The organism is Streptomyces sp. NPDC005408 (genome assembly GCF_040606445.1).
Lineage (GTDB): Bacteria > Actinomycetota > Actinomycetes > Streptomycetales > Streptomycetaceae > Streptomyces.
The window spans coordinates 172,110-191,240 of record NZ_JBEXEX010000006.1 but is presented as its reverse complement, the minus strand read 5'-3'; the positions used below and the strand labels follow the sequence as shown (position 1 = coordinate 191,240).

Here is a 19,131-nt window from a genome sequence, read left to right as displayed (position 1 = left end):
GCGGGTATGGGCGGTGCGGGCGCGGTTCGGGCCGACCGATCCGGCCTCGCCGGCGTTCGAGGCGCGGGGTCCGGGGCGGAGCCCGGCAGGACGGCGCGACGCGCGGTGGACCCCCGCGTGGCGGGAACCGACGCGCCCGATAGCCTCGGGCCATGACCGTTGCGTTCTTCTCGGGCAAGCGCCGCCGGGCCGCTGCCGCTCTCGGTGCCGTCTCCGCCGGCCTCCTCGTACTCTCCGCCTGCGACAAGCCGACCCCGCTCGCGACCGTGACGGTCGGGACGGACTCGGTGCACACCGAGGCGGCCTGCTACAACGACGGCAAGCCGATCAAGGAATCGCTGCTGCAGGGCTGCCTCACCGAGAAGCCCGCCAAGACCATCAAGGTCGCCCTGGACGACAAGGTCCGCATGGGCGTCGACCCGGAGATCGCCGACCACGGCTGGACGCTCCTCTTCGGTGGCCAGCCCGTCGAGCAGGAGCCGTACAAGAAGGCCTACCGGACCATCCCCGGCAATGCCTTCTTCTCCTCGCAGACCGGTGAGCCGACCAGCAAGACCGCCGTCTCGATCATGGAGACCAGCGGCAAGAAGGTCATCGGGATCTGGCACTTCCAGTTCGAGAAGGAGTCCTGAGAAGGACTCAGGTCCGGAGGGCCGTGCTGTGCGCGTACTGGTGGTGACCGCGGTGGCGGCGGAGGCTGACTCCGTCGTCGCGGGGCTCACCGGTCTCGAGCACGAGACGCGGCAGCTGCCCGGCGGATACGTCGTGACCCGCGCGGCTCGCACCGTCCCGCCGCCCGGCGCGACACCCCGGCCCCCTGCCGCGCACCCGCCCGTCGTGGATGTGCTCGCCGCCGGGGTCGGCCCCGCGGCGGCCGCCGCGGGCACCGCCACCGCGCTCGCCCTCGGCACGTACGACCTCGTCGTCTCCGCCGGGATCGGCGGTGGCTTCCAGCCCCAGGCCCCCGTCGGCGCCGTCGTGGTCGCCGACGCGATCGTGGCCGCCGATCTCGGCGCCGGCACCCCCGACGGCTTTCTGCCCGTCGACGAACTCGGCTTCGGCCGCAGCGTCCATCTCCCGCCTCCCGAGCTGTCCGCGCGTATCGCCAAGACCCTCGACGCCGTGTACGCGCCCGTCCTCACCGTCTCCACGGTGACCGGCACCGCCGCCCGCGCCGCCGAGCTGAGTGGCCGTCACCCCCGCGCCGCCGCCGAGGCGATGGAGGGCTTCGGGGTCGCGGAGGCCGCTGCCGCCCACTTTGTACCGGTCCTGGAAATCCGCGCGATCTCCAATCCCGTCGGCCCCCGCGACCGTGCGGCCTGGCGCATCGGCCAGGCGCTGGACTCGCTGCGGTACGCCTTCGATCTGATCGCCCCTGTCCTCGAGGAAGCGCCGTGACCTTGCAGATCGCGTACTCGCCCTGCCCGAACGACACGTTCGTCTTCGACGCCTGGGCGCACGACCGGGTCCCCGGCGCACCCGCCATCGATGTGACGTTCGCCGACATCGACATCACCAACGGGATGGCCGAGCGCGGTGAGTTCGATGTGCTGAAGGTGTCGTACGCCGTACTGCCCTGGGTCCTCGACGAGTACGCGCTGCTGCCCTGCGGCGGGGCGCTCGGCCGCGGCTGCGGTCCGCTGGTGCTCACGAAGGAGCCCGGTACGGATCTGACGGGCAGGACCGTCGCCGTGCCGAGCGAGCGCTCGACCGCGTATCTGCTGTTCCGGCTGTGGGCCGCGGACACCGTCCCCGGTGGGGTCGGCGAGGTGGTCGTGATGCCGTTCCACGAGATCATGCCCGCCGTACGGGACGGCAAGGTCGACGCCGGACTCGTCATCCACGAGGCGCGGTTCACCTATCAGAACTACGGGCTGCACTGCCTCGCCGACATGGGCGAGCACTGGGAGTCGACGACAGGCCTGCCGATCCCGCTCGGCGCGATCATCGCCAAGCGGTCGCTGGGCGAGGCAAGGCTGAAGCTGCTGGCCGAATCCATCCGCATCTCGGTGCGGATGGCGTGGGACGAGCCGGAGGTCTCGCGGCCGTACGTACTGGAGCACGCCCAGGAGATGGACCCGTCCGTGGCCGACCAGCACATCGGGCTCTACGTCAATGAGTTCACCGCGGACCTCGGGGACGACGGGTATGCGGCGGTCCGCGGACTCCTGACACGCGCCGCGGCCGAGGGGCTCGTACCGCCCCTCGGCCGCGATGCGCTGAGCTTCGTCTAGGGCCTACACGTCCAGCTGGTCCGCCACCGCCCGCAGGAGGCCCGCGATCTTCGCGCCGTGGACCTTGTCGGGGTACCGGCCGCGCTCCAGCATCGGCGTGATGTTCTCCAGCAGGGTCGTCAGGTCCTGCACGATGGACGCCAGCTCGTCGGGCTTGCGCCGCTGCGCCGCCGCCACGGACGGGGCCGGGTCGAGAACGGTCACCGAAAGCGCCTGGTCACCGCGCTGGCCTGCGACGACGCCGAATTCGACGCGCTGGCCGGGCTTGAGCGAGTCGACCCCGGCGGGGAGCACTGACGAGTGAACGAAGACGTCGCCGCCGTCGTCGCGGGAGAGAAAGCCGAAGCCCTTCTCGCTGTTGAACCACTTGACCTTGCCGGTAGGCACGTCTGTCCTCGTCCTCGTACTCGTTGGGGCGCTGGGGCACCGGAAGTTGGGCACCAACCTGGGCACCGAAAAACGGCTCTGGATAGCACTACAGCGGGTCGCCTGACCCGCCACCCCCAAGGCTAATGGTCCAGGGGCTGGTGACAAGACGTCGCCGAACGGTTCCTACGCGCAGGGAACTACCCTGGCCGGATGACTGCTACTCCTCCCGCCCCCGGTGACGGGCTGGTGCGCGTCGGCGCGATCGTCTTCATCGTCGGCGCCGTGGCCACACTGGTCACCGTGGCCCCACTGTTCCTGGGGACCGAGCCGTTCCCGTCGATCGCGTACGCGGTGTGCATGCTGATGGGCGTCGGCTTCCTGATCGCCGCGGCGGGTGTGCTGCGCTCGATCGCCGCGCAGCGACGACAGGCCAAATCCGCACTCTAGTTCTGGCGGTAGGTCTCGCCGCGGGTTTCGCTGTACGTGCGCAGCCAGGCCGGGAACGCGGTCAGGTCGTCGATGATCACGTCCGCGCCGGCCGCGCGCAGCTCCTCCGCGTCGCACGGCCCCGTCGGCACGGCCACCGACAGCGCATCGGCCGCCCGCGCGCCCCGCACGTCCCCGGTGTGGTCGCCGACGTACACGCTCGCGCCGTGCTCGCGCAGCGCCTCCGCCTTGGCCTCCGCCCACAGCCAGCCGATGACCTCGTCCGGGGCGATCCCGAGATGCGCGAGGTGCAGCTTGGCGTTCGGCTCGTGCTTGGCGGTGACGACGATCGCGCGGCCGCCGAGCTCCTGGACGGCGGCGACGGCATCGCGGGCGCCGGGCAGGGCGAGGGTCGGTTCGATCGCGTACGTGGGATAGATCTCGCGGTAGCGGTCGCCCATCCGCTGGATGTCCCCGTCCGGGAACCAGTGCGCCAGCTCCTCCTCCAGGGGCGGCCCGAGCCTGGTCACGGCCAGGTCGGCGTCTATCCACACGCCGGTCTCGGCGGAGAGCGCCAGGTAGGCGGCGTGGATGCCGGGGCGGGAGTCGATGAGGGTCATGTCGAGGTCGAAGCCGACCGTGAGCGGGTGCGATGCCATGGAGGCCATTGTGCCCAGTCGGCCGCGGCGGGCCCGCCGTCGTGACCCTGCTGCTCGCGGTCCTGCGCAGGGGGTAGGCACCGGGACGCCCTTGCACATGGCGTCCTTGGCCGGGAGCTTCCCGGTGAGCAGACAGAGGCTCCCGTGTCCGGGCCGCTTGCCACCGCCCGCGAGGGTCGAGATTGCAGGATGCGGAAACGGGCGCTTCGTTCAGTCGGTATTACGCCGCGCCCGCCACACCAGGTAGAGCGCGGAGGCGACTGCCGCCCCCTTCACCACCCAGGGCAAGGTCCCGGCGAGCGCGTCGCGCATCCCGTCCTGCGGGATCGGTTCGCCCCAGCGCCCGTTGACCCGGCCCCACAGCCAGACGAGACCGCCCGCCACGACCGCCCCGGGCAGGCCGACGACCGCCCACTTCGCCTCGGCACGGGACAGCCGGCGCGAGGCGTACGCGAGGAGCCAGCCGAGGCCGAGGGCGAGCCAGGAGCCGAGCACTGCGCCCGCGACCAGCAGAGCGGCGGCCAGCAGCAGGAACGGGTTGGCGAACGCGGGCAGTTGACCGTCGGCCGTCGTACGGCGGCGAAGCCGCGGGCGCCACCGGCGCCGACCGGTCCGCGCCTCCACCGCGTCGTCGTCCTCGTACTCCTCCTCGTACTCCTCGTCGTCCGCGGTCGCCTCCGCCTCCAAGTCCCCCTTGGACGGCGGGGGTTTCAGTATTTCGGGGACCTCAACTCCGCCGACGAACCCCGCCACGCTCTCGCCCGCGCCGAACGGCCCGGGTTCGACGCGCCACCAGTCGGGCTCGCTGCCCGACGGCCCCAGTTCGTCCATCCCTGCCAGATGCGGCGGCGAGGCCCCGGCCGACATCCGGGGGGCCTCGGACTGCTCCGGAGCCGCGGATCTGCGCGGCCGCGGGATGCGGCGGCGTGCGCGCTGCTCGGGGACAGCGGACTGCGGCACGTCCCGGGGTGCGAGTCGGGGTGCACCGGTGCCGCTCTCCCCGGAAGCGGCCGCCACGACCTCGTCCGGCGTACCGAGCCGCCCCAGAATGCGGCGTACGGACGCGGGGGTGTCGGAGCCGAACTTCGCCCGCTGCCGGTCGATCTCGTTCCGCAGCGTCGACACCAGCCGCATACGCGTGCCGGACGGCAGTTGCTGCTGCTGAGCGAGGTCCCCGACCCGGCTCAGATAGTCGTAGACGAGCTGATCGCTCTCGATCCCCACCGGCGTTCCCCTGACGTTTCCGGCCCGGCCGCACTGTCGTCCCGGGCCCGCCCTGTCCCCGACGGTAGCGCTCCAGGGACTACCGTGGTGCGGATGGGGACCATGCCCGAAGGAAGCAGTACGGCCGGCCGCGGCGGCCCGCGCACGCTGGCCGAGGCCCTGCGCACCCGCGGTGACGAGGAGCTGGCCGCACTGCTGCGCGCCCGCCCCGATCTGCTGACCCCCGTGCCGGGCGATCTGACGCAGCTCGCGACCCGTGCTGGTACGCGTGCCTCCGTCGTACGCGCGCTCGAGCGGCTCGAGCGCTTCACGCTGCAGACCGCCGAGGCGCTGGCCGTGGCCCCCGACCCCACCCCGTACGAAACCCTGCGCGCGCTGCTCACGGGCGACGAGGGCGACCCGGAGATCGAGGCGGCCCTGCCGCACGCGGTGGACGCGCTGCGGACGCAGGCGCTGATCTGGGGCGGAGACGACCGGCTGCGGCTGGTGCGCACCGCCCGCGAGCTGCTCGCCCCCTCTCCCACCCGTCCCTCGCCGACCGGTCTTGGCCCGACCGTCGCCGAGGCCACCGCCGGGATGTCGCCGACCCGGCTCCAGGAGATCCTCGCGGCCGCCGGGCTGCCGACCACGCACGACCCGGTCTCCGCGGTCGCCGCGCTGGTCTCGCTGTTCACCGACCGGACGCGGATGGCCTCGCTGCTCGACACCGCACCGCCCGAGGCACTGACGGTGCTGGACCGGCTGGTGTGGGGTCCTCCGTACGGCGAAGTGACGGCGAGCCCGACCCCGCCCGTGCGGTGGCTGCGCGACCGTGGGCTGCTGCTGCCCGCGTCGCCGCGCACGGTCGTGCTGCCGCGCGAGGTCGCGCTGCATCTGCGGGCGGGCCGCGCACACCGTGCGGTCGAGCCGGTGCCACCGGCGGTCAAGCCCGCCGCGACGGCGTCGATGACGCAGGGCCGTCCACAGGTTGTGGACAGTACGGCGGCGGGCCAGGCGTACACCGCGCTCACGACGGTCGAGGACCTGCTGAAGGACTGGCACGAGGGCGGGCCCGCGGTGATGCGGTCGGGCGGCCTGTCGGTACGTGACCTCAAGCGCACCGCGACCGCGCTGGACACGAACGAGCAGATGGCCGGGTTCTGGCTCGAACTCGCCTATGCGGCCGGGCTGTTGGCGTCGGACGGCGAGGCGGACGAGCGGTACGCGCCGACGCCCGCGTACGACGACTGGCTCACCCTTCCGGCGGCCGAGCGCTGGGCGCGGCTCGCCACGGCCTGGCTGACCGCGACCCGGACGGCGGGACTGATCGGCGGCCAGGACGCCAAGGGCCGTACGCTCTCCGCCCTCGGCCCCGACCTCGACCGCTCGTCCGCGATCGAGGTCCGCCGCCGGGTCCTGGACCTGCCGGCCGCCCTCCCGGCGGGCACGGCCCCCGACCCGGAGTCGGTACTCGCCCGCCTGCGCTGGGAACGCCCGCTGCGCGGGAGCGGTGCGGCGGACCCGGACGCGAACGCGGCACGGAACGCGGCGAGGGTCGGCCCGACCGATCTGCGCTCGCGCATCGCGGCCTGGACGCTGACGGAGGCGGAGGTCATGGGCATCACGGGCCGCGGCGCGCTGTCGGCACACGGGCGCGCCCTGCTCGGTCACGGCACGGCGGTCCAGGGCGCTGCGGCTCCGTACTCCGGAACGGGCGCGTCGGCCGCGGCGGGGGCGGGGACCGGCGGAACCGGGACGCACGCCCCCGCCGAAGAACTCGCCGCACATGCCGAGGCCGCGGCCACCGCGCTCGCGCCGCTCCTGCCCGAGCCGCTCGACCACGTACTCCTCCAGGCCGACCTCACCGCCGTCGCTCCCGGACCCCTCCAGCGGCCGCTCGCCGAGACCCTCGCCGTACTCGCCGACGTCGAGTCCAAGGGCGGGGCAACCGTCTACCGCTTCACACCGGGCTCGGTTCGCCGCGCGCTCGACGCCGGGCGGTCCGCGTCCGACCTGCACACCTTCCTCGCCACGCACTCCCGTACGCCCGTGCCGCAGCCGCTCAGCTACCTCATCGACGATGTCGCGCGCCGCCACGGCCATCTGCGGATCGGCGCCGCATCCGCCTACGTACGCTGCGACGACGACGCACTGCTCGGCGAAATCCTCGCCGACAAGCGGTCCCAGGGCCTGCGGCTGCGCCGGCTCTCGCCCACCGTCCTGGCCGCGCAGGCGGACCCCGCAACCCTCCTCGACGGCCTGCGCACCATGGGATACGCGCCCGCAGCCGAGTCCGCGGAGGGCGATGTCCTCATCACCCGCGCCCACGCCCGCCGCACCCCGCCGCGCACACCGCCCGCCCCGGTCCCCGACGGCCCGCCCGTGCCGGACGCGACGCTGCTCGGTGCGGCGGTGAAGGCGATCCGCGCGGGCGACCTCGCGGCCACGGTCGAGCGCAAGCCCGTCCCGGAAGCCGCGAAGAACGGCGAACTCCCGCGCACCACCTCCGCCGAGACCCTGGCCACCGTCCAGGCGGCGGCGATGACGGGCGCAGCGGTCTGGATCGGCTATGTCAACGCGGACGGCGCGGCCAGCCAGCGCGTCATCGCCCCGGTGCGTGTGGAGGGCGGCTTCGTCACGGCGTACGACCACACGGCGGACGAGGTCCGCACGTACCCCCTGCACCGCATCACCGGCGTCGCCGAACTCGCGGACGACTCGGCCTGACGGGGGCCTGACGGGGCTGCCGGTCAGGCCCGCAGGCTGCCGGTGAACAGCATCACGACCAGCCGTAGGATCGCGAGCCATGACTGCCCCGGAGCCGACCATCCTCGCCACCTCTGGTGGTCACCGCACCGGCGGCCGCACCATGGTCGCCTTCGACGCCCTGGTCCATCACGCCCTCGAACTGTCCGGGGTCCACGGTCGCCGCCCGCGGATCATGTACGTCGGGACGGCGATCGGCGACGCCGAGCACTTCACCGCGCGCATGGCCGAGGCCGCCCGCGTCGCCGGGTTCGATCTGACGCCGCTGCACCTGTTCCCCATGCCGAACCTGGACGACGTGGAAGGCACGGTCCTCGAACAGGACGTCGTCTGGGTCATGGGCGGTTCGGTGGCGAATCTCCTTGCCGTGTGGCGCGTCCACGGGCTCGACGCGATCTTCCGCCGAGCCTGGGAGGCCGGTGTCGTGCTCAGCGGCGTCAGCGCGGGATCGATCTGCTGGTTCCAGGGCGGCACCACCGACTCCTTCGGACCCGAACTGCGGCCGCTCACCGACGCACTCGGCTTCCTGCCCTACGGCAACGGCGTCCACTACGACAGCGACGAGGGACGCCGCCCCCTGGTGCACCGGCTCGTCGCCGACGGCACTCTGCCCGTCACGCACTGCACCGACGACGGAGTGGGCCTGGTGTACCGCGGGACCGAGCTCGTCGAAGCCGTGACGGAGACGACAGGGAAGGGCGCGTACGTCGTCGTACGCGAGGGGGACTCGGCGGTCGAGAAGCGCCTGGAACCGCGCAGGCTCCCTCGGCCCCGGTACTAGGTCCTGTCCGGTCGATCAGGCCGGATCAGTGAGCGGGTCTGGCGATGGGGCACCTCCCGTGCCCGAAGGGCTACGGGGGAGCATCGCAGGCCGGAGGATGGGGGTCCCCCGCCGAAGGCAGGGGGAGAGCCCACGCGGAGCGTCGGCGACCGACGCAACGCAGCATGGGGGCACCTCGGCACCTCCCGTGCCCGAAGGGCTACCGGGGAGTGCGTGCCAGGGCACACGAGCCCGGCAAGACCGGCCGGACAGGACCTAGCTACGCGCCCGCGGCCGCGTACGGCACACTGGAGGTTTGGCCTTACCGAAAGGGCGCAGGTGTGAACGGACCCCTCATCGTCCAGAGCGACAAGACTCTCCTCCTCGAAGTCGACCACGAGCTGGCGGACGAATGCCGTCGCGCCATCGCGCCCTTCGCGGAGCTGGAGCGCGCCCCCGAGCACATCCACACCTACCGGGTCACCCCGCTCGGCCTGTGGAACGCCCGGGCAGCCGGACACGACGCCGAGCAGGTCGTCGACGCCCTCGTGGCGTACTCCCGCTACCCCGTCCCGCACGCCCTCCTCGTCGACGTCGCCGAGACGATGGCCCGCTACGGCCGGCTCACCCTCTCCAAGCACCCCACCCACGGGCTCGTACTGACCACCACCGACCGGCCGGTCTTGGAGGAGATCCTCCGCTCCAGGAAGGTCCAGCCGCTGGTCGGCAACCGGATCGACCCGGACACGGTCGCCGTGCACCCCTCCGAGCGCGGGCAGATCAAGCAGACCCTGCTGAAGCTGGGCTGGCCCGCCGAGGACCTGGCCGGATACGTCGACGGCGAGGCGCACCCTATCGACCTCGACGAGACGGGCTGGGCGCTGCGGCCGTATCAGAAGCAGGCCGTCGAGGGCTTCTGGCACGGCGGCTCGGGCGTCGTCGTGCTGCCCTGCGGCGCCGGCAAGACGCTCGTCGGGGCCGGTGCGATGGCGCAGGCCAAGGCGACCACCCTGATCCTGGTCACCAACACCGTCTCCGCCCGGCAGTGGAAGCACGAGCTGGTGAAGCGGACGTCGCTGACCGAGGACGAGATCGGCGAGTACAGCGGTACGAAGAAGGAGATCCGCCCCGTCACCATCGCCACCTACCAGGTGCTGACGACGAAGCGGAAGGGCATCTATTCCCACCTGGAGCTCTTCGACTCCCGGGACTGGGGCCTGATCCTCTACGACGAGGTGCATCTGCTGCCCGCGCCGGTCTTCAAGTTCACGGCGGACCTCCAGGCCCGGCGGCGGCTCGGTCTCACCGCGACTCTCGTACGGGAGGACGGGCGTGAGTCCGACGTCTTCTCCCTGATCGGGCCGAAGCGTTTCGACGCTCCCTGGAAGGAGATCGAGGCGCAGGGCTACATCGCGCCCGCGGACTGTGTGGAGGTCCGGGTCAATCTCACCGACTCCGAGCGGCTCGCGTACGCCACCGCCGAGACGGAGGAGAAGTACCGCTTCTGCGCCACCACCGCGACCAAGCGGAAGGTGACGGAGGCGCTGGTCCAGCGGTTCGCGGGCCAGCAGATCCTCGTCATCGGCCAGTACATCGACCAGCTCGACGAGCTGGGCGAGCATCTGAACGCACCGGTCATCAAGGGCGAGACGTCCAACGCGCAGCGCGAGAAGCTCTTCGACGCGTTCCGGCAGGGTGAGATCTCCGTGCTCGTCGTCTCCAAGGTCGCGAACTTCTCGATCGACCTGCCCGAGGCGACCGTCGCCATCCAGGTGTCAGGCACCTTCGGCTCCCGCCAGGAGGAGGCCCAGCGCCTCGGCCGGGTCCTCCGCCCGAAGGCCGACGGTCACCAGGCCCACTTCTACTCGGTCGTCGCACGGGACACGATCGACCAGGACTTCGCGGCGCACCGCCAGCGCTTCCTGGCGGAACAGGGGTACGCGTACCGGATCATGGACGCGGACGAGCTGCTGGGCTAGGCGAGTTGCTGAGCGCACCGCCCGGAAGGGTGTCCGTACCCGGGCGGTGATCAGCAGACAGGGGACGAACAGAAACGTCTGGAGGGCCGGTTCGAGCCAGAGGCCTGCGGCGAGGGCGATGAGCACCAGCGGCTGCCGCACGGAACGCCTGGCGAACCGGAAGAGGGCGAGAGTGGCTGCGGTGAGTAAACGCGGGGTCACTTTCCGGAACTTCACGGCCGTGACCCTACTAGTGATCAGGCCCAGTGATCAGGACCAGTGGGCGCGACTAGTGGGCGGGACGGCCGGGTCAGCGGCGGCGGACGCCTGCCTCCTCCGCATACTCCCCGAGGACGGCGACACTGAAGACGGCCTGGGCATAGACCTTGACGACGCGCAGCGCGTTGCCGAGGCGGTGCGGAGAGTGCTGGGTCGAGCCGGTGGCGGTCGCGCCGTGGCTGGGGTGGGGTATGTGGGCGCCTGGGGTAAAGGTTGCTGTGCTCATGTCTCCATGATGGATTTCCGGCCCACGCATTACATCGACCTGCGGACTGAACCGCGCGGTCGGCCGCGTACGACTCCAGGCATACGCCGTCCCCTACGGGGAGGACGCCCGGCCTCCACCCCCTGCGCCCGGAAAAAACCATTCGCGCCCGGTCCGCCCCCTGACTAAAATCCCCCTCTTCCCCGCCTCCCTCCCAGGAGCGCCGCCGCCCGGACGGAAACCGGCCGGTCCGCCATGTCGTGATCCATGCAGCATCTGCCCGGAGGCAACCCGTGCCCGCGCACGCACCCGACACCGACCCTCTCGCACGCGAAAGAGCCCATCTCACCTCCTCCCGCTCCGCGTTGCGTACGATGCGCGAGGACGTCCAGGCCCTCGACATCCGCGACGTCACCGCGAACTGGGTCAACGCCGCCGTCCTGGAGCGCCAGATCGAGGAACGCATCAAGGCGCTCGCCGATCTCTCCCACACCCCGCTCTTCTTCGGCCGCCTCGACTATCTGCATGTGGTGGGCGCGTCGCTGGCCGAGGGCGCGGAGGGAGAGCGCTTCTACATCGGCCGCCGGCACGTGCATGACGCGGACGGCGACCCGATGGTCATCGACTGGCGCGCGCCCGTGTCGCAGCCGTTCTACCGGGCGTCCAGGAAGGACCCGCAGGATGTCGGTCTGCGCCGGCGCTTCGGCTACACGGCCGGCGACCTCACGGCGTACGAGGACGAGCATCTGACCGATCCCGCCGCTGAGACATTTTCCGGCTCCGCCGGGGGGCAACGCACCAGCAGACTGCTCCAGGCGGAGATCGAGCGGCCGCGCGTCGGCCCGATGCGGGACATCGTCGCCACGATCCAGCCGGAGCAGGACGAGATCGTACGCTCCGGGCTCGGCGGCACGGTGTGTGTACAGGGCGGGCCTGGCACCGGGAAGACGGCGGTGGGGCTGCACCGGGTCGCGTATCTGCTGTACGCGCACCGGGAGCGGCTGGCCAAGACGGGGACGCTGGTCATCGGGCCGAACCGCTCCTTCCTCCACTACATCGAGCAAGTGCTGCCGGCGCTGGGTGAGTTGGAGGTCAAGCAGGCAACGGTGGACGACCTCGTTGCGCACGTGGAGGTACGGGGCTCGGACGCGGCGGACGCGGCGGTCGTCAAGGGCGACGCACGGATGGCGGAGGTGCTGCGACGTGCCGTCCGCTCCCATGTCACCATGCCCACGGAGCCGCTGATGGTCGTACGCGGCTCGCGGCGCCGGCGCATCCCGGCGTACGAACTCGAAGAGATCGTGCAGGAGTTGCTCGACCGCGACATCCGCTACGGCGCTGCCCGCGAGGCCCTGCCGCAGCGCATCGCGCACGCGGTCCTGGTCCGCATGGAACAGTCGGGCGAGGCGCCGGACGACCGGGTGCAGGACGCGGTGGCGCGCAACCCCGCGGTGAAGGCGGCAGTCAAGGCTCTCTGGCCGCCGGTGGACCCGGCGAAGCTGGTGCTGCGGCTGCTGTCCGACGCCGACTTCCTCGCGGAGCACGCGGAGGGCGTGCTGACCGCGGACGAGCAGAAGACGATCCTGTGGACGAAGCCTGCCCGCAGCGTCCGGGCCGCGAAGTGGTCCCTGGCGGACGCGGTGCTGATCGACGAGGCGACGGATCTGGTGCAGCGCACGCACTCGCTGGGCCATGTCGTACTCGACGAGGCCCAGGACCTGTCCCCGATGCAGTACCGCGCGGTGGGCCGCCGCTGCACGACGGGCTCGGCGACGGTCCTCGGCGACCTGGCCCAGGGCACGACCCCGTGGGCGACAGGGAGCTGGCAGGAGGCCCTGTCCCACCTGGGCAAACCGGAAGCGGCTGTGGAGGAACTGACGGCGGGCTTCCGCGTCCCGCGCGAGGTCATCGCGTACGCCTCCCGGCTGCTCCCGCACATGTCCCCCGGCCTGACGGAAGTCACGTCGGTCCGCGAGTCGCCGGGCTCGCTGTCGGTCCGCGAGGTGGCGGTGACGGACATGGACGCGGCGGTGGTCGCGGCCTGCGAGGAGTCCCTGCGCCACGAGGGCTCCATCGGCCTGATCGCGGCGGACGCGCGCATCCCGTCGCTGGCCGCGGCCCTGGCGTCCGCGGGCCACGCCCACCTGGCCCCGGGCGAGGAGACGACGACGGAGTCCCGCCTGACACTGGTCCCGGCGTCGCTGGCGAAGGGCCTGGAGTACGACTACGTGGTCCTCGACGAGCCCGCGGCGATCGTCGACGGCGAGCCGGACGAACGCACGGGGCTGCGCCGGCTGTACGTGACCCTGACGCGAGCGGTCTCAGGGTTGGTGGTCGTGCACGCGGCGGCGCTGCCGGCCGAACTGGGCTGACGACACGTGGGACTCCGCCCCAGTGTCATGTGGTGTTTGCGCAGGCTCAGGCCGCCGTCAGGGTCGCCAGCTCCGCCGTGAGGTTCTCGCGGGCCGCGGCCTCCCAGTGGGCCTGCCCGTACGGCGTGTGGAACAGCCGCGGCAGGTCGAGCAGCTGCTGCAGCACCGCCGCGCGGCCCGCGCGGAAGGCCTCGTCCGGGACGAAGGCGTACTCCTCGCGGACCGCGGCGGTGTACGCGGCGTACGGCTCCGGGGCCGAGGCCAGGATCGCCAGGTCCGCGTCGCACAGGACCAGGCCGTTGGTGTCGTCCGGTGCGGGGGCGTGGGTGATCGTCAGGCGGACCAGGCGGGCGACCTCGGCCGTGCTCGCAGGGGGGAGGCCCGCTTCGGTGAGGGCGCGTTCGGCGAGGCGGGCCGAGCGTTCCTCGTTCTCCGAGCGGTCGGGGAGGTAGACCGCGTCGTGGAACCAGGCCGCGAGGCGGACCAGGTCCGGGTCGGCGGCGTACTCCTCCAGGGCATCGATGTGGAGCAGCATCGCCGTCAGGTGATCAAGCGTGTGGTAGTGGCGCTGCGGCTCCGACCAGCGGGTGAGCAGATTCTCGGCGTACGGCTCCGGGTCCGGGCCGCTCGCGCCCCCGCGGGCGGCGAGGAGGGTGCGCGTCCAGCGGTCGCGGAGGTCCGCGGAGGGGGCGGTCATGGGCCGAGCCTAAAGGGCTGTCCCCCGGCCGTGCTCAAAGGGCTGTCCCGCGGTCGCACCCGTGCGGTTGGCTGGGGGCCATGGATTCCGTACGTGACTCTGAGCTTCCCGGACGGCTGTTGCGCACCGAGCGCGACGCCCTGATCCCGTTGCTGCGCGCCCGTCCCGACGAGGACTTCGCGCTCCGTACCTGCTGTCCCGGCTGGACCGTTCGTCATGTGCTCGCGCATTGCAGCTCGGCGCTGATGCGGGTGGTGGAAGGGAGGTTCGAGGAAGGGGTGTTCAGTCCCGAGGCCAACGACCGCGACATCGCCGAGCGGGCCGAGTGGTCCAACTCCCGTGTCGTGGACGAGCTGGAGCACGGCATGACCGAGTCGGGCCCCGTCATCGAGAAGGCCGGGCACGGGAAGCTTGACGGGATCGCCCTCGGTGAGTGGGTGCATGCCGGGGATGTACGGGAAGCCTTCGGCGAGCCCGGGGCGTACGCGGGCGAGGGGCTGCCGTATGCGCTGGAGCTGCTGGCGGCGCTGACCCGGGTCCGCAGGACTCAGCCGCTGCTGGCCCGGCTGAACGGCCACGACGCCCCGCTCGTCCTCGGCGCCGACAGCCCCGGCCCCGCCACGTACACGGGACCGGCCTCCACGCTGATCCGGCTGATCGGGGGCCGTCCCCTGACCGGTACACGCTACGAGCTCTCGGGGGCGGGCGAGAAGGAGCTGGTCTTCTTCGGCTGAAGCGGCAGCAATGGGCGCAAGCGGGCGATAATGGCAGCAAAGGGCATGTGTGCCGTTCCCTGCGCGGAGGCAGCCGACATGAACGCTGTGATGATCGCCCAGAGCAGCTCGGGAACCGAGCTGGCGGAGGGTGCCCACCTGGCCGGAGCCGGTCTGGTCCTCATCGGAATCGTCATCGTGGCCCTCCTCGGAGGTGCCATGTGGCGGGAGGCGAAGCGGCGGGAGCAATTGGTTCCGCCCCGCCCCGAGGAGCAGCCGACGACCCCCGACCATCGTGAGCACATCGAGGAGGTCCGGGACGAGGACGAGGACGACTTCCCCCACGAGGGGCGGCTCCTCCCGTACAACCTGAAGACCCACAGCACTCACACCACCGGCAAGGGGCCCGACGAACGGCCCAAACACGGGAAGAACGCGGGCGGCGGGGCGTTCGGAAGCGGCCGCCTGGGCGGCTGAGGCCGCGCCGCCCCCCGCCGACCCCACTGGTTGCGCCTACGCCGCGCGGAAGCGGCGCAGGCGCAGTGAGTTGCCCACCACGAAGACCGACGAGAAGGCCATCGCCGCGCCCGCGATCATGGGGTTGAGCAGGCCCGCGGCGGCGAGTGGCAGCGCCGCGACGTTGTAGGCGAAGGCCCAGAAGAGGTTCGAGCGGATCGTGCCGAGCGTCCTGCGGGAGAGCCGGATCGCGTCGGCGGCGGCCCGCAGGTCGCCCCGCACGAGCGTGAGGTCGCTCGCCTCGATGGCGGCGTCCGTACCCGTGCCCATCGCCAGGCCCAGGTCGGCCTGGGCCAGGGCGGCCGCGTCGTTGACGCCGTCGCCGACCATCGCCACGGAACAGCCATCGGCCTGAAGGCGCTTGACGACATCGACCTTGTCCTCGGGCATCACCTCGGCGACGACCTCGTCGATGCCGACCTCGGCGGCGACGGACTCGGCGACCGCCCTGTTGTCGCCGGTCAGCAGGATCGGGGTGAGGCCGAGACCGCGCAGGCGGGTGACGGCTTCGGCGCTGGTGGCCTTGACGGCGTCCGCGATCTCCAGGACGGCACGGGCCTCGCCGTCCCAGGCGACGGCGATGGCGGTACGGCCCGCGGCCTCCGCGGCCGCCTTGGCGCGCTCCAGCCCGGCGGGGAGGCGGATCTCCCACTCGGCGAGGAGCTGGGTGCGGCCGACCAGCACGGCATGGCCGTCGACGATGCCCTGCACGCCGAGGCCGGGGATGTTCGCGAAGTCCTCGGGGGCGGGGAGCGTGCCGGTCCGCTGTACGGCCGCTTCGGCGACGGCACGCGCGATCGGGTGCTCGGAGGCGTGCTCCAACGCGCCTGCCAGGCGCAGCACTTCGGCCTCGTCGTGGCTGGTGTGGACCGTGAGGAGGGTCATCCTGCCGGTGGTGACCGTGCCCGTCTTGTCCAGCACGATCGTGTCGACGCGGCGCGTGGTCTCCAGGACCTCGGGCCCCTTGATGAGGATGCCGAGCTGTGCGCCGCGGCCCGTACCGACCATGAGAGCGGTCGGCGTGGCCAGGCCGAGCGCACACGGGCAGGCAATGATCAGTACGGCGACGGCGGCGGTGAACGCGGCCGTCAGCCCGGCGCCGCTGCCGAGCCAGAAGCCGAGGGTGGCCATCGCGAGCGCGATGACGACGGGCACGAACACGGCGGAGATCCTGTCGGCGAGGCGCTGGGCCGCGGCCTTTCCGTTCTGCGCGTCCTCCACGAGCCTGGCCATCCTGGCCAGCTGGGTGTCGGCGCCGACGCGGGTGGCCTCGACGACGAGGCGGCCGCCGGCGTTGAGGGTGGCGCCGGTGACGGTGTCGCCGGTCGAGACCTCTACGGGTACGGACTCGCCGGTGAGCATGGAGGCGTCGACGGCGGAAGCGCCTTCGACGACGGTGCCGTCGGTGGCGATCTTCTCCCCGGGGCGTACGAGGAAGCGGTCGCCGACCTTCAAGTCAGTGGTGGGGAGCGTGACTTCACGGCCTTCGCGCAGAACGGTGACTTCCTTGGCACCGAGTTCGAGCAGGGCCTTGAGGGCGGCGCCCGCCTTGCGCTTGGAGCGGGCCTCGAAGTACCGCCCGGCCAGGATGAAGGCGGTGACCCCGGCCGCGGCCTCCAGGTAGATGTTCCCGGCGCCGTCGCTGCGGGAGATCGTCAGCTCGAAGGGATGGACCATGCCGGGCATCCCGGCGGTCCCGAAGAACAGCGCCCATACCGACCACAGGAAAGCGGCTGACGTGCCGACGGAGATCAGCGTGTCCATGGTCGCGGCGCCGTGCCGGGCGTTGGTGAAGGCGGCACGGTGGAAGGGCCAGGCGGCGTAGGTGACGACGGGGGCGGCGAGGGTGAGGGAGAGCCACTGCCAGTACTCGATCTGGAGGGCGGGGATCATCGCCATCGCGATGACGGGTACGGCGAGGACGACGGCGGTGGTGAGGCGTTGGCGGAGGTCGCGCAGCTCGTCGTCCTCGTGGGCGGCTTCCCGGGTGGGGGTCGGCTCGGCGGCGGTGTAGCCGGTCGCCTCGACGGTGGCGATCAGGTCCCGTACGGACACGTCCGCGCCACGGAAGCTGACTTTCGCCTTCTCCGTGGCGTAATTCACGGTGGCTTCGACGCCGTCGATGCGGTTGAGCTTCTTCTCGATACGGGCTGCGCAGGAGGCGCAGGTCATGCCGCCGATGGCGAGTTCGACATGGGTGGGGGTGGCGGTGGGTGGCACGGTTCCTCCCGTATCGTACATACCCCTAGGGGGTATCTCTGAGTTCCATGTATACCCCCCAGGTGTATGGGAGGCAAGGTCTGATTCCGATACGGGAGGTTCGTACGGCTGCCTGTGCGGTACATGCGCATTAGGCTTGGCATTGGACTAGACCTGTATGAGCCGTAGTCGTCTCCCTGGAGGAATGGGGTTCCATGAGCAACCGTGCAGTCCTGGAGGTGATCGCTCTCGACGCGGAGGACGCGGTCGCGGCCGAGTCCGGAGGGGCGGACCGCCTTGAGCTGGTCACCGACATGGCCGCGGACGGGCTGACGCCGTCCAGGGAGACGTTCGCCAGGATCCGCGCTGCCGTGGACATCCCGCTGCGCGTGATGCTGCGGCTCGCGGACGGCTTCGCGGCGGGCGACGTCGACGCGCTGGTACGCGCAGCGCGGGGGCTGCGCGCGGAGGGAGCCGACGAATTCGTACTCGGCTTCCTGGACGCCGACGGCACGGCCGACCTGGTGACGGTCGAGCGGCTCGTCGCCGAACTGGAGGGCTGCCGCTGGACATTCCACCGGGCGATCGACCGCGCGGCGGACCGCGACGGGCTCCGCAAACAGCTCGCGGACCTGCCGGGCCTCGACACGTACCTGACGGCGGGCTCGGCGTCGGGCGTCGACGAGGGCCTGCCGACCCTGGTGGCGGAGGCGTCGAGGCGGGGCGAGCCGGGCTACGAGCCGCAGATCCTGGTGGGCGGCGGGCTGCGCCTGGACCACGTGCCGGTGCTGAGGCGGGCGGGGGTGGACGCGTTCCACATCGGAGGGGCGGCAAGGCCGGAGGGGTGGTCCACGCCGGTCTCACCGGAGGCGGTGCGGGAGTGGCGGGACGCGCTGGACGGGTAGGAGGTGCGCCGGGGCCCGGCCCGGCACAGGCCCTAGGTCCTGTCCGGTCGATCAGGCCGGATCAGTGAGCCGGCCTGGCGATGGGGGCACCTCCCGTGCCCGAAGGGCTACGGGGGAGTGCCGTGCCAGGGCACGCGAGCCCGGCAAGATCGGCCGGACAGGACCTAGGCGGGGCGTCCCTTCGGCCTGCGCAGCCCCGCATCCGTAAGACGTCGTACGAGCTCCTTGGAGCCGATCTCCACCGCCCCCGCCCGTACGGCATCGTCGTACCGGTGGGACGGGACGTCGTAGTGGTCCCGTTCGAAGGCCCGCGGCGGGCAGCCGATCGACGCCGCGAACGTGTGCAGTTCCTCGTGCGAGACGTCGCTGACCAGGTGCGACCACATCCGGCCGTGGCCCGGCCACGTCGGCGGATCGATGTACAACGTCACTGAAGGCCACCGACCGGCGCCACGACGACGCCCGCCTTCGCGCAGACCCAGTGCGGATCCGGCCCCAGTTCCGGCTCGACGTCCAGCGCGTGCGGGTCGCCCATGTCGCAGACCGGGCAGAGCGGCCAGCGGCCGTACCGCTCCAGGAGGGCGTCCTGGACGTCCTGGGCGACCAGGCCCGCGAGGTACTCGACGCCGTCCGGCCACTGCTCCACCCACCAGCGGCGGTGCGTCACCGCGTCCTCGACCAGCGACACCACCCCGGCGTCGGCCACATCGCGGGCGGCCAGGTCGGCGAGGACCAGAGCGCGTGCCGCGTGCAGGGCCTGCTCCAGGGGGTTCGCGTCGTCCATGCAGCCATTGTCCCCCAGGCCCCTACCCGGATCTCAGGGGCCTGAGGGGGGTTGACGCTGAAGGATTTTCGAAAATATCTTTCAAG

At 71.9% G+C, this 19,131-nt stretch carries 19 protein-coding genes; 11 read left to right on the top strand and 8 right to left on the bottom strand.

Annotation, left to right across the window (positions count from 1 at the left end; genetic code table 11):
* The first annotated feature begins 152 nt into the window (after positions 1–152).
* From ABZS64_RS08965 to ABZS64_RS08955, 3 genes are read left to right on the top strand one after another with little or no spacing between them, the layout of a single operon-like run.
* Complete coding sequence (locus tag ABZS64_RS08965) at positions 153–632, top strand: DUF2771 domain-containing protein (RefSeq protein WP_355825223.1); 480 nt, start codon at positions 153–155, stop codon at positions 630–632.
* A 28-nt stretch (positions 633–660) separates the two neighbouring features.
* A complete protein-coding gene (locus tag ABZS64_RS08960; RefSeq protein ID WP_355825220.1) occupies positions 661–1,398 on the top strand; it encodes a futalosine hydrolase in 738 nt (245 codons plus the stop codon).
* The gene (locus ABZS64_RS08955) at positions 1,395–2,234 is read left to right on the top strand and encodes a 1,4-dihydroxy-6-naphthoate synthase (RefSeq protein ID WP_355825217.1); all 840 of its coding nucleotides are present in this window, start codon (positions 1,395–1,397) and stop codon (positions 2,232–2,234) included. Before ABZS64_RS08960 ends, ABZS64_RS08955 begins: the two co-directional genes overlap by 4 nt.
* Positions 2,235–2,237: 3 nt before the next feature.
* Here ABZS64_RS08955 and ABZS64_RS08950 read toward each other — a convergent pair whose 3' ends face one another.
* The gene (locus ABZS64_RS08950; RefSeq protein ID WP_355825214.1) at positions 2,238–2,621 is read right to left on the bottom strand and encodes a cold-shock protein; all 384 of its coding nucleotides are present in this window, start codon (positions 2,619–2,621) and stop codon (positions 2,238–2,240) included.
* A 192-nt stretch (positions 2,622–2,813) separates the two neighbouring features.
* On the opposite strand from ABZS64_RS08950, the gene ABZS64_RS08945 reads away from it, so the two are divergent.
* Positions 2,814–3,050, top strand: coding sequence for a hypothetical protein (locus tag ABZS64_RS08945; RefSeq protein ID WP_355825211.1), 237 nt, complete (start codon positions 2,814–2,816; stop codon positions 3,048–3,050).
* Here ABZS64_RS08945 and ABZS64_RS08940 read toward each other — a convergent pair.
* The gene (locus ABZS64_RS08940) at positions 3,047–3,697 is read right to left on the bottom strand and encodes an HAD family hydrolase (RefSeq protein ID WP_355825208.1); all 651 of its coding nucleotides are present in this window, start codon (positions 3,695–3,697) and stop codon (positions 3,047–3,049) included. The genes ABZS64_RS08945 and ABZS64_RS08940 overlap by 4 nt on opposite strands.
* Positions 3,698–3,898: 201 nt before the next feature.
* The gene (locus ABZS64_RS08935) at positions 3,899–4,912 is read right to left on the bottom strand and encodes a hypothetical protein (protein ID WP_355825205.1); all 1,014 of its coding nucleotides are present in this window, start codon (positions 4,910–4,912) and stop codon (positions 3,899–3,901) included.
* A gap of 102 nt (positions 4,913–5,014) precedes the next feature.
* On the opposite strand from ABZS64_RS08935, the gene ABZS64_RS08930 reads away from it, so the two are divergent.
* From ABZS64_RS08930 to ABZS64_RS08920, 3 genes are all read left to right on the top strand, one after another.
* On the top strand, positions 5,015–7,618 hold the full coding sequence (locus tag ABZS64_RS08930; protein WP_355825429.1) for a helicase C-terminal domain-containing protein: 2,604 nt from the start codon (positions 5,015–5,017) through the stop codon (positions 7,616–7,618).
* 79 nt (positions 7,619–7,697) lie between these two features.
* Positions 7,698–8,438: a peptidase E gene (locus ABZS64_RS08925; protein ID WP_355825202.1), complete on the top strand. Its 741-nt coding sequence runs from the start codon at positions 7,698–7,700 to the stop codon at positions 8,436–8,438.
* Positions 8,439–8,758: 320 nt separating this feature from the next.
* Positions 8,759–10,396 carry a DNA repair helicase XPB gene (locus tag ABZS64_RS08920; RefSeq protein ID WP_355825200.1) on the top strand — a complete coding sequence of 546 codons (1,638 nt, stop codon included), beginning with the start codon at positions 8,759–8,761 and terminating at the stop codon, positions 10,394–10,396.
* Between the two features lie 289 nt (positions 10,397–10,685).
* Here ABZS64_RS08920 and ABZS64_RS08915 read toward each other — a convergent pair whose 3' ends face one another.
* The gene (locus ABZS64_RS08915) at positions 10,686–10,880 is read right to left on the bottom strand and encodes a hypothetical protein (RefSeq protein ID WP_355825198.1); all 195 of its coding nucleotides are present in this window, start codon (positions 10,878–10,880) and stop codon (positions 10,686–10,688) included.
* Between the two features lie 272 nt (positions 10,881–11,152).
* Between ABZS64_RS08915 and ABZS64_RS08910 the strand changes: the two genes are divergently transcribed.
* A complete protein-coding gene (locus tag ABZS64_RS08910) occupies positions 11,153–13,231 on the top strand; it encodes a UvrD-helicase domain-containing protein (RefSeq protein ID WP_355825195.1) in 2,079 nt (692 codons plus the stop codon).
* A gap of 46 nt (positions 13,232–13,277) precedes the next feature.
* Here ABZS64_RS08910 and ABZS64_RS08905 read toward each other — a convergent pair whose 3' ends face one another.
* Positions 13,278–13,928 carry a hypothetical protein gene (locus ABZS64_RS08905; protein ID WP_355825192.1) on the bottom strand — a complete coding sequence of 217 codons (651 nt, stop codon included), beginning with the start codon at positions 13,926–13,928 and terminating at the stop codon, positions 13,278–13,280.
* Between the two features lie 80 nt (positions 13,929–14,008).
* Between ABZS64_RS08905 and ABZS64_RS08900 the strand changes: the two genes are divergently transcribed.
* Both ABZS64_RS08900 and ABZS64_RS08895 read left to right on the top strand, forming a co-directional pair.
* Positions 14,009–14,662, top strand: coding sequence for a maleylpyruvate isomerase family mycothiol-dependent enzyme (locus ABZS64_RS08900; RefSeq protein ID WP_355825189.1), 654 nt, complete (start codon positions 14,009–14,011; stop codon positions 14,660–14,662).
* A gap of 78 nt (positions 14,663–14,740) precedes the next feature.
* The gene (locus ABZS64_RS08895; protein WP_355825186.1) at positions 14,741–15,118 is read left to right on the top strand and encodes a DUF6479 family protein; all 378 of its coding nucleotides are present in this window, start codon (positions 14,741–14,743) and stop codon (positions 15,116–15,118) included.
* 36 nt (positions 15,119–15,154) lie between these two features.
* Here ABZS64_RS08895 and ABZS64_RS08890 read toward each other — a convergent pair whose 3' ends face one another.
* Entirely contained in the window at positions 15,155–17,398 is a 2,244-nt protein-coding gene (locus ABZS64_RS08890) for a heavy metal translocating P-type ATPase (RefSeq protein ID WP_355825184.1), read from the bottom strand.
* 173 nt (positions 17,399–17,571) lie between these two features.
* Here ABZS64_RS08890 and ABZS64_RS08885 point away from each other — a divergent pair, with 173 nt between their 5' ends.
* Positions 17,572–18,261 carry a copper homeostasis protein CutC gene (locus ABZS64_RS08885; RefSeq protein ID WP_355825181.1) on the top strand — a complete coding sequence of 230 codons (690 nt, stop codon included), beginning with the start codon at positions 17,572–17,574 and terminating at the stop codon, positions 18,259–18,261.
* A gap of 164 nt (positions 18,262–18,425) precedes the next feature.
* On the opposite strand, the gene ABZS64_RS08880 is transcribed toward ABZS64_RS08885, so the two are convergent.
* Together ABZS64_RS08880 and ABZS64_RS08875 are read right to left on the bottom strand one after the other, a co-directional pair.
* Positions 18,426–18,692 (bottom strand): DUF4031 domain-containing protein, encoded by a 267-nt coding sequence (locus tag ABZS64_RS08880; protein ID WP_355825178.1) that lies wholly within the window; start codon positions 18,690–18,692, stop codon positions 18,426–18,428.
* The gene (locus tag ABZS64_RS08875) at positions 18,689–19,045 is read right to left on the bottom strand and encodes a hypothetical protein (RefSeq protein WP_355825175.1); all 357 of its coding nucleotides are present in this window, start codon (positions 19,043–19,045) and stop codon (positions 18,689–18,691) included. Before ABZS64_RS08875 ends, ABZS64_RS08880 begins: the two co-directional genes overlap by 4 nt.
* Positions 19,046–19,131 lie beyond the last annotated feature (86 nt).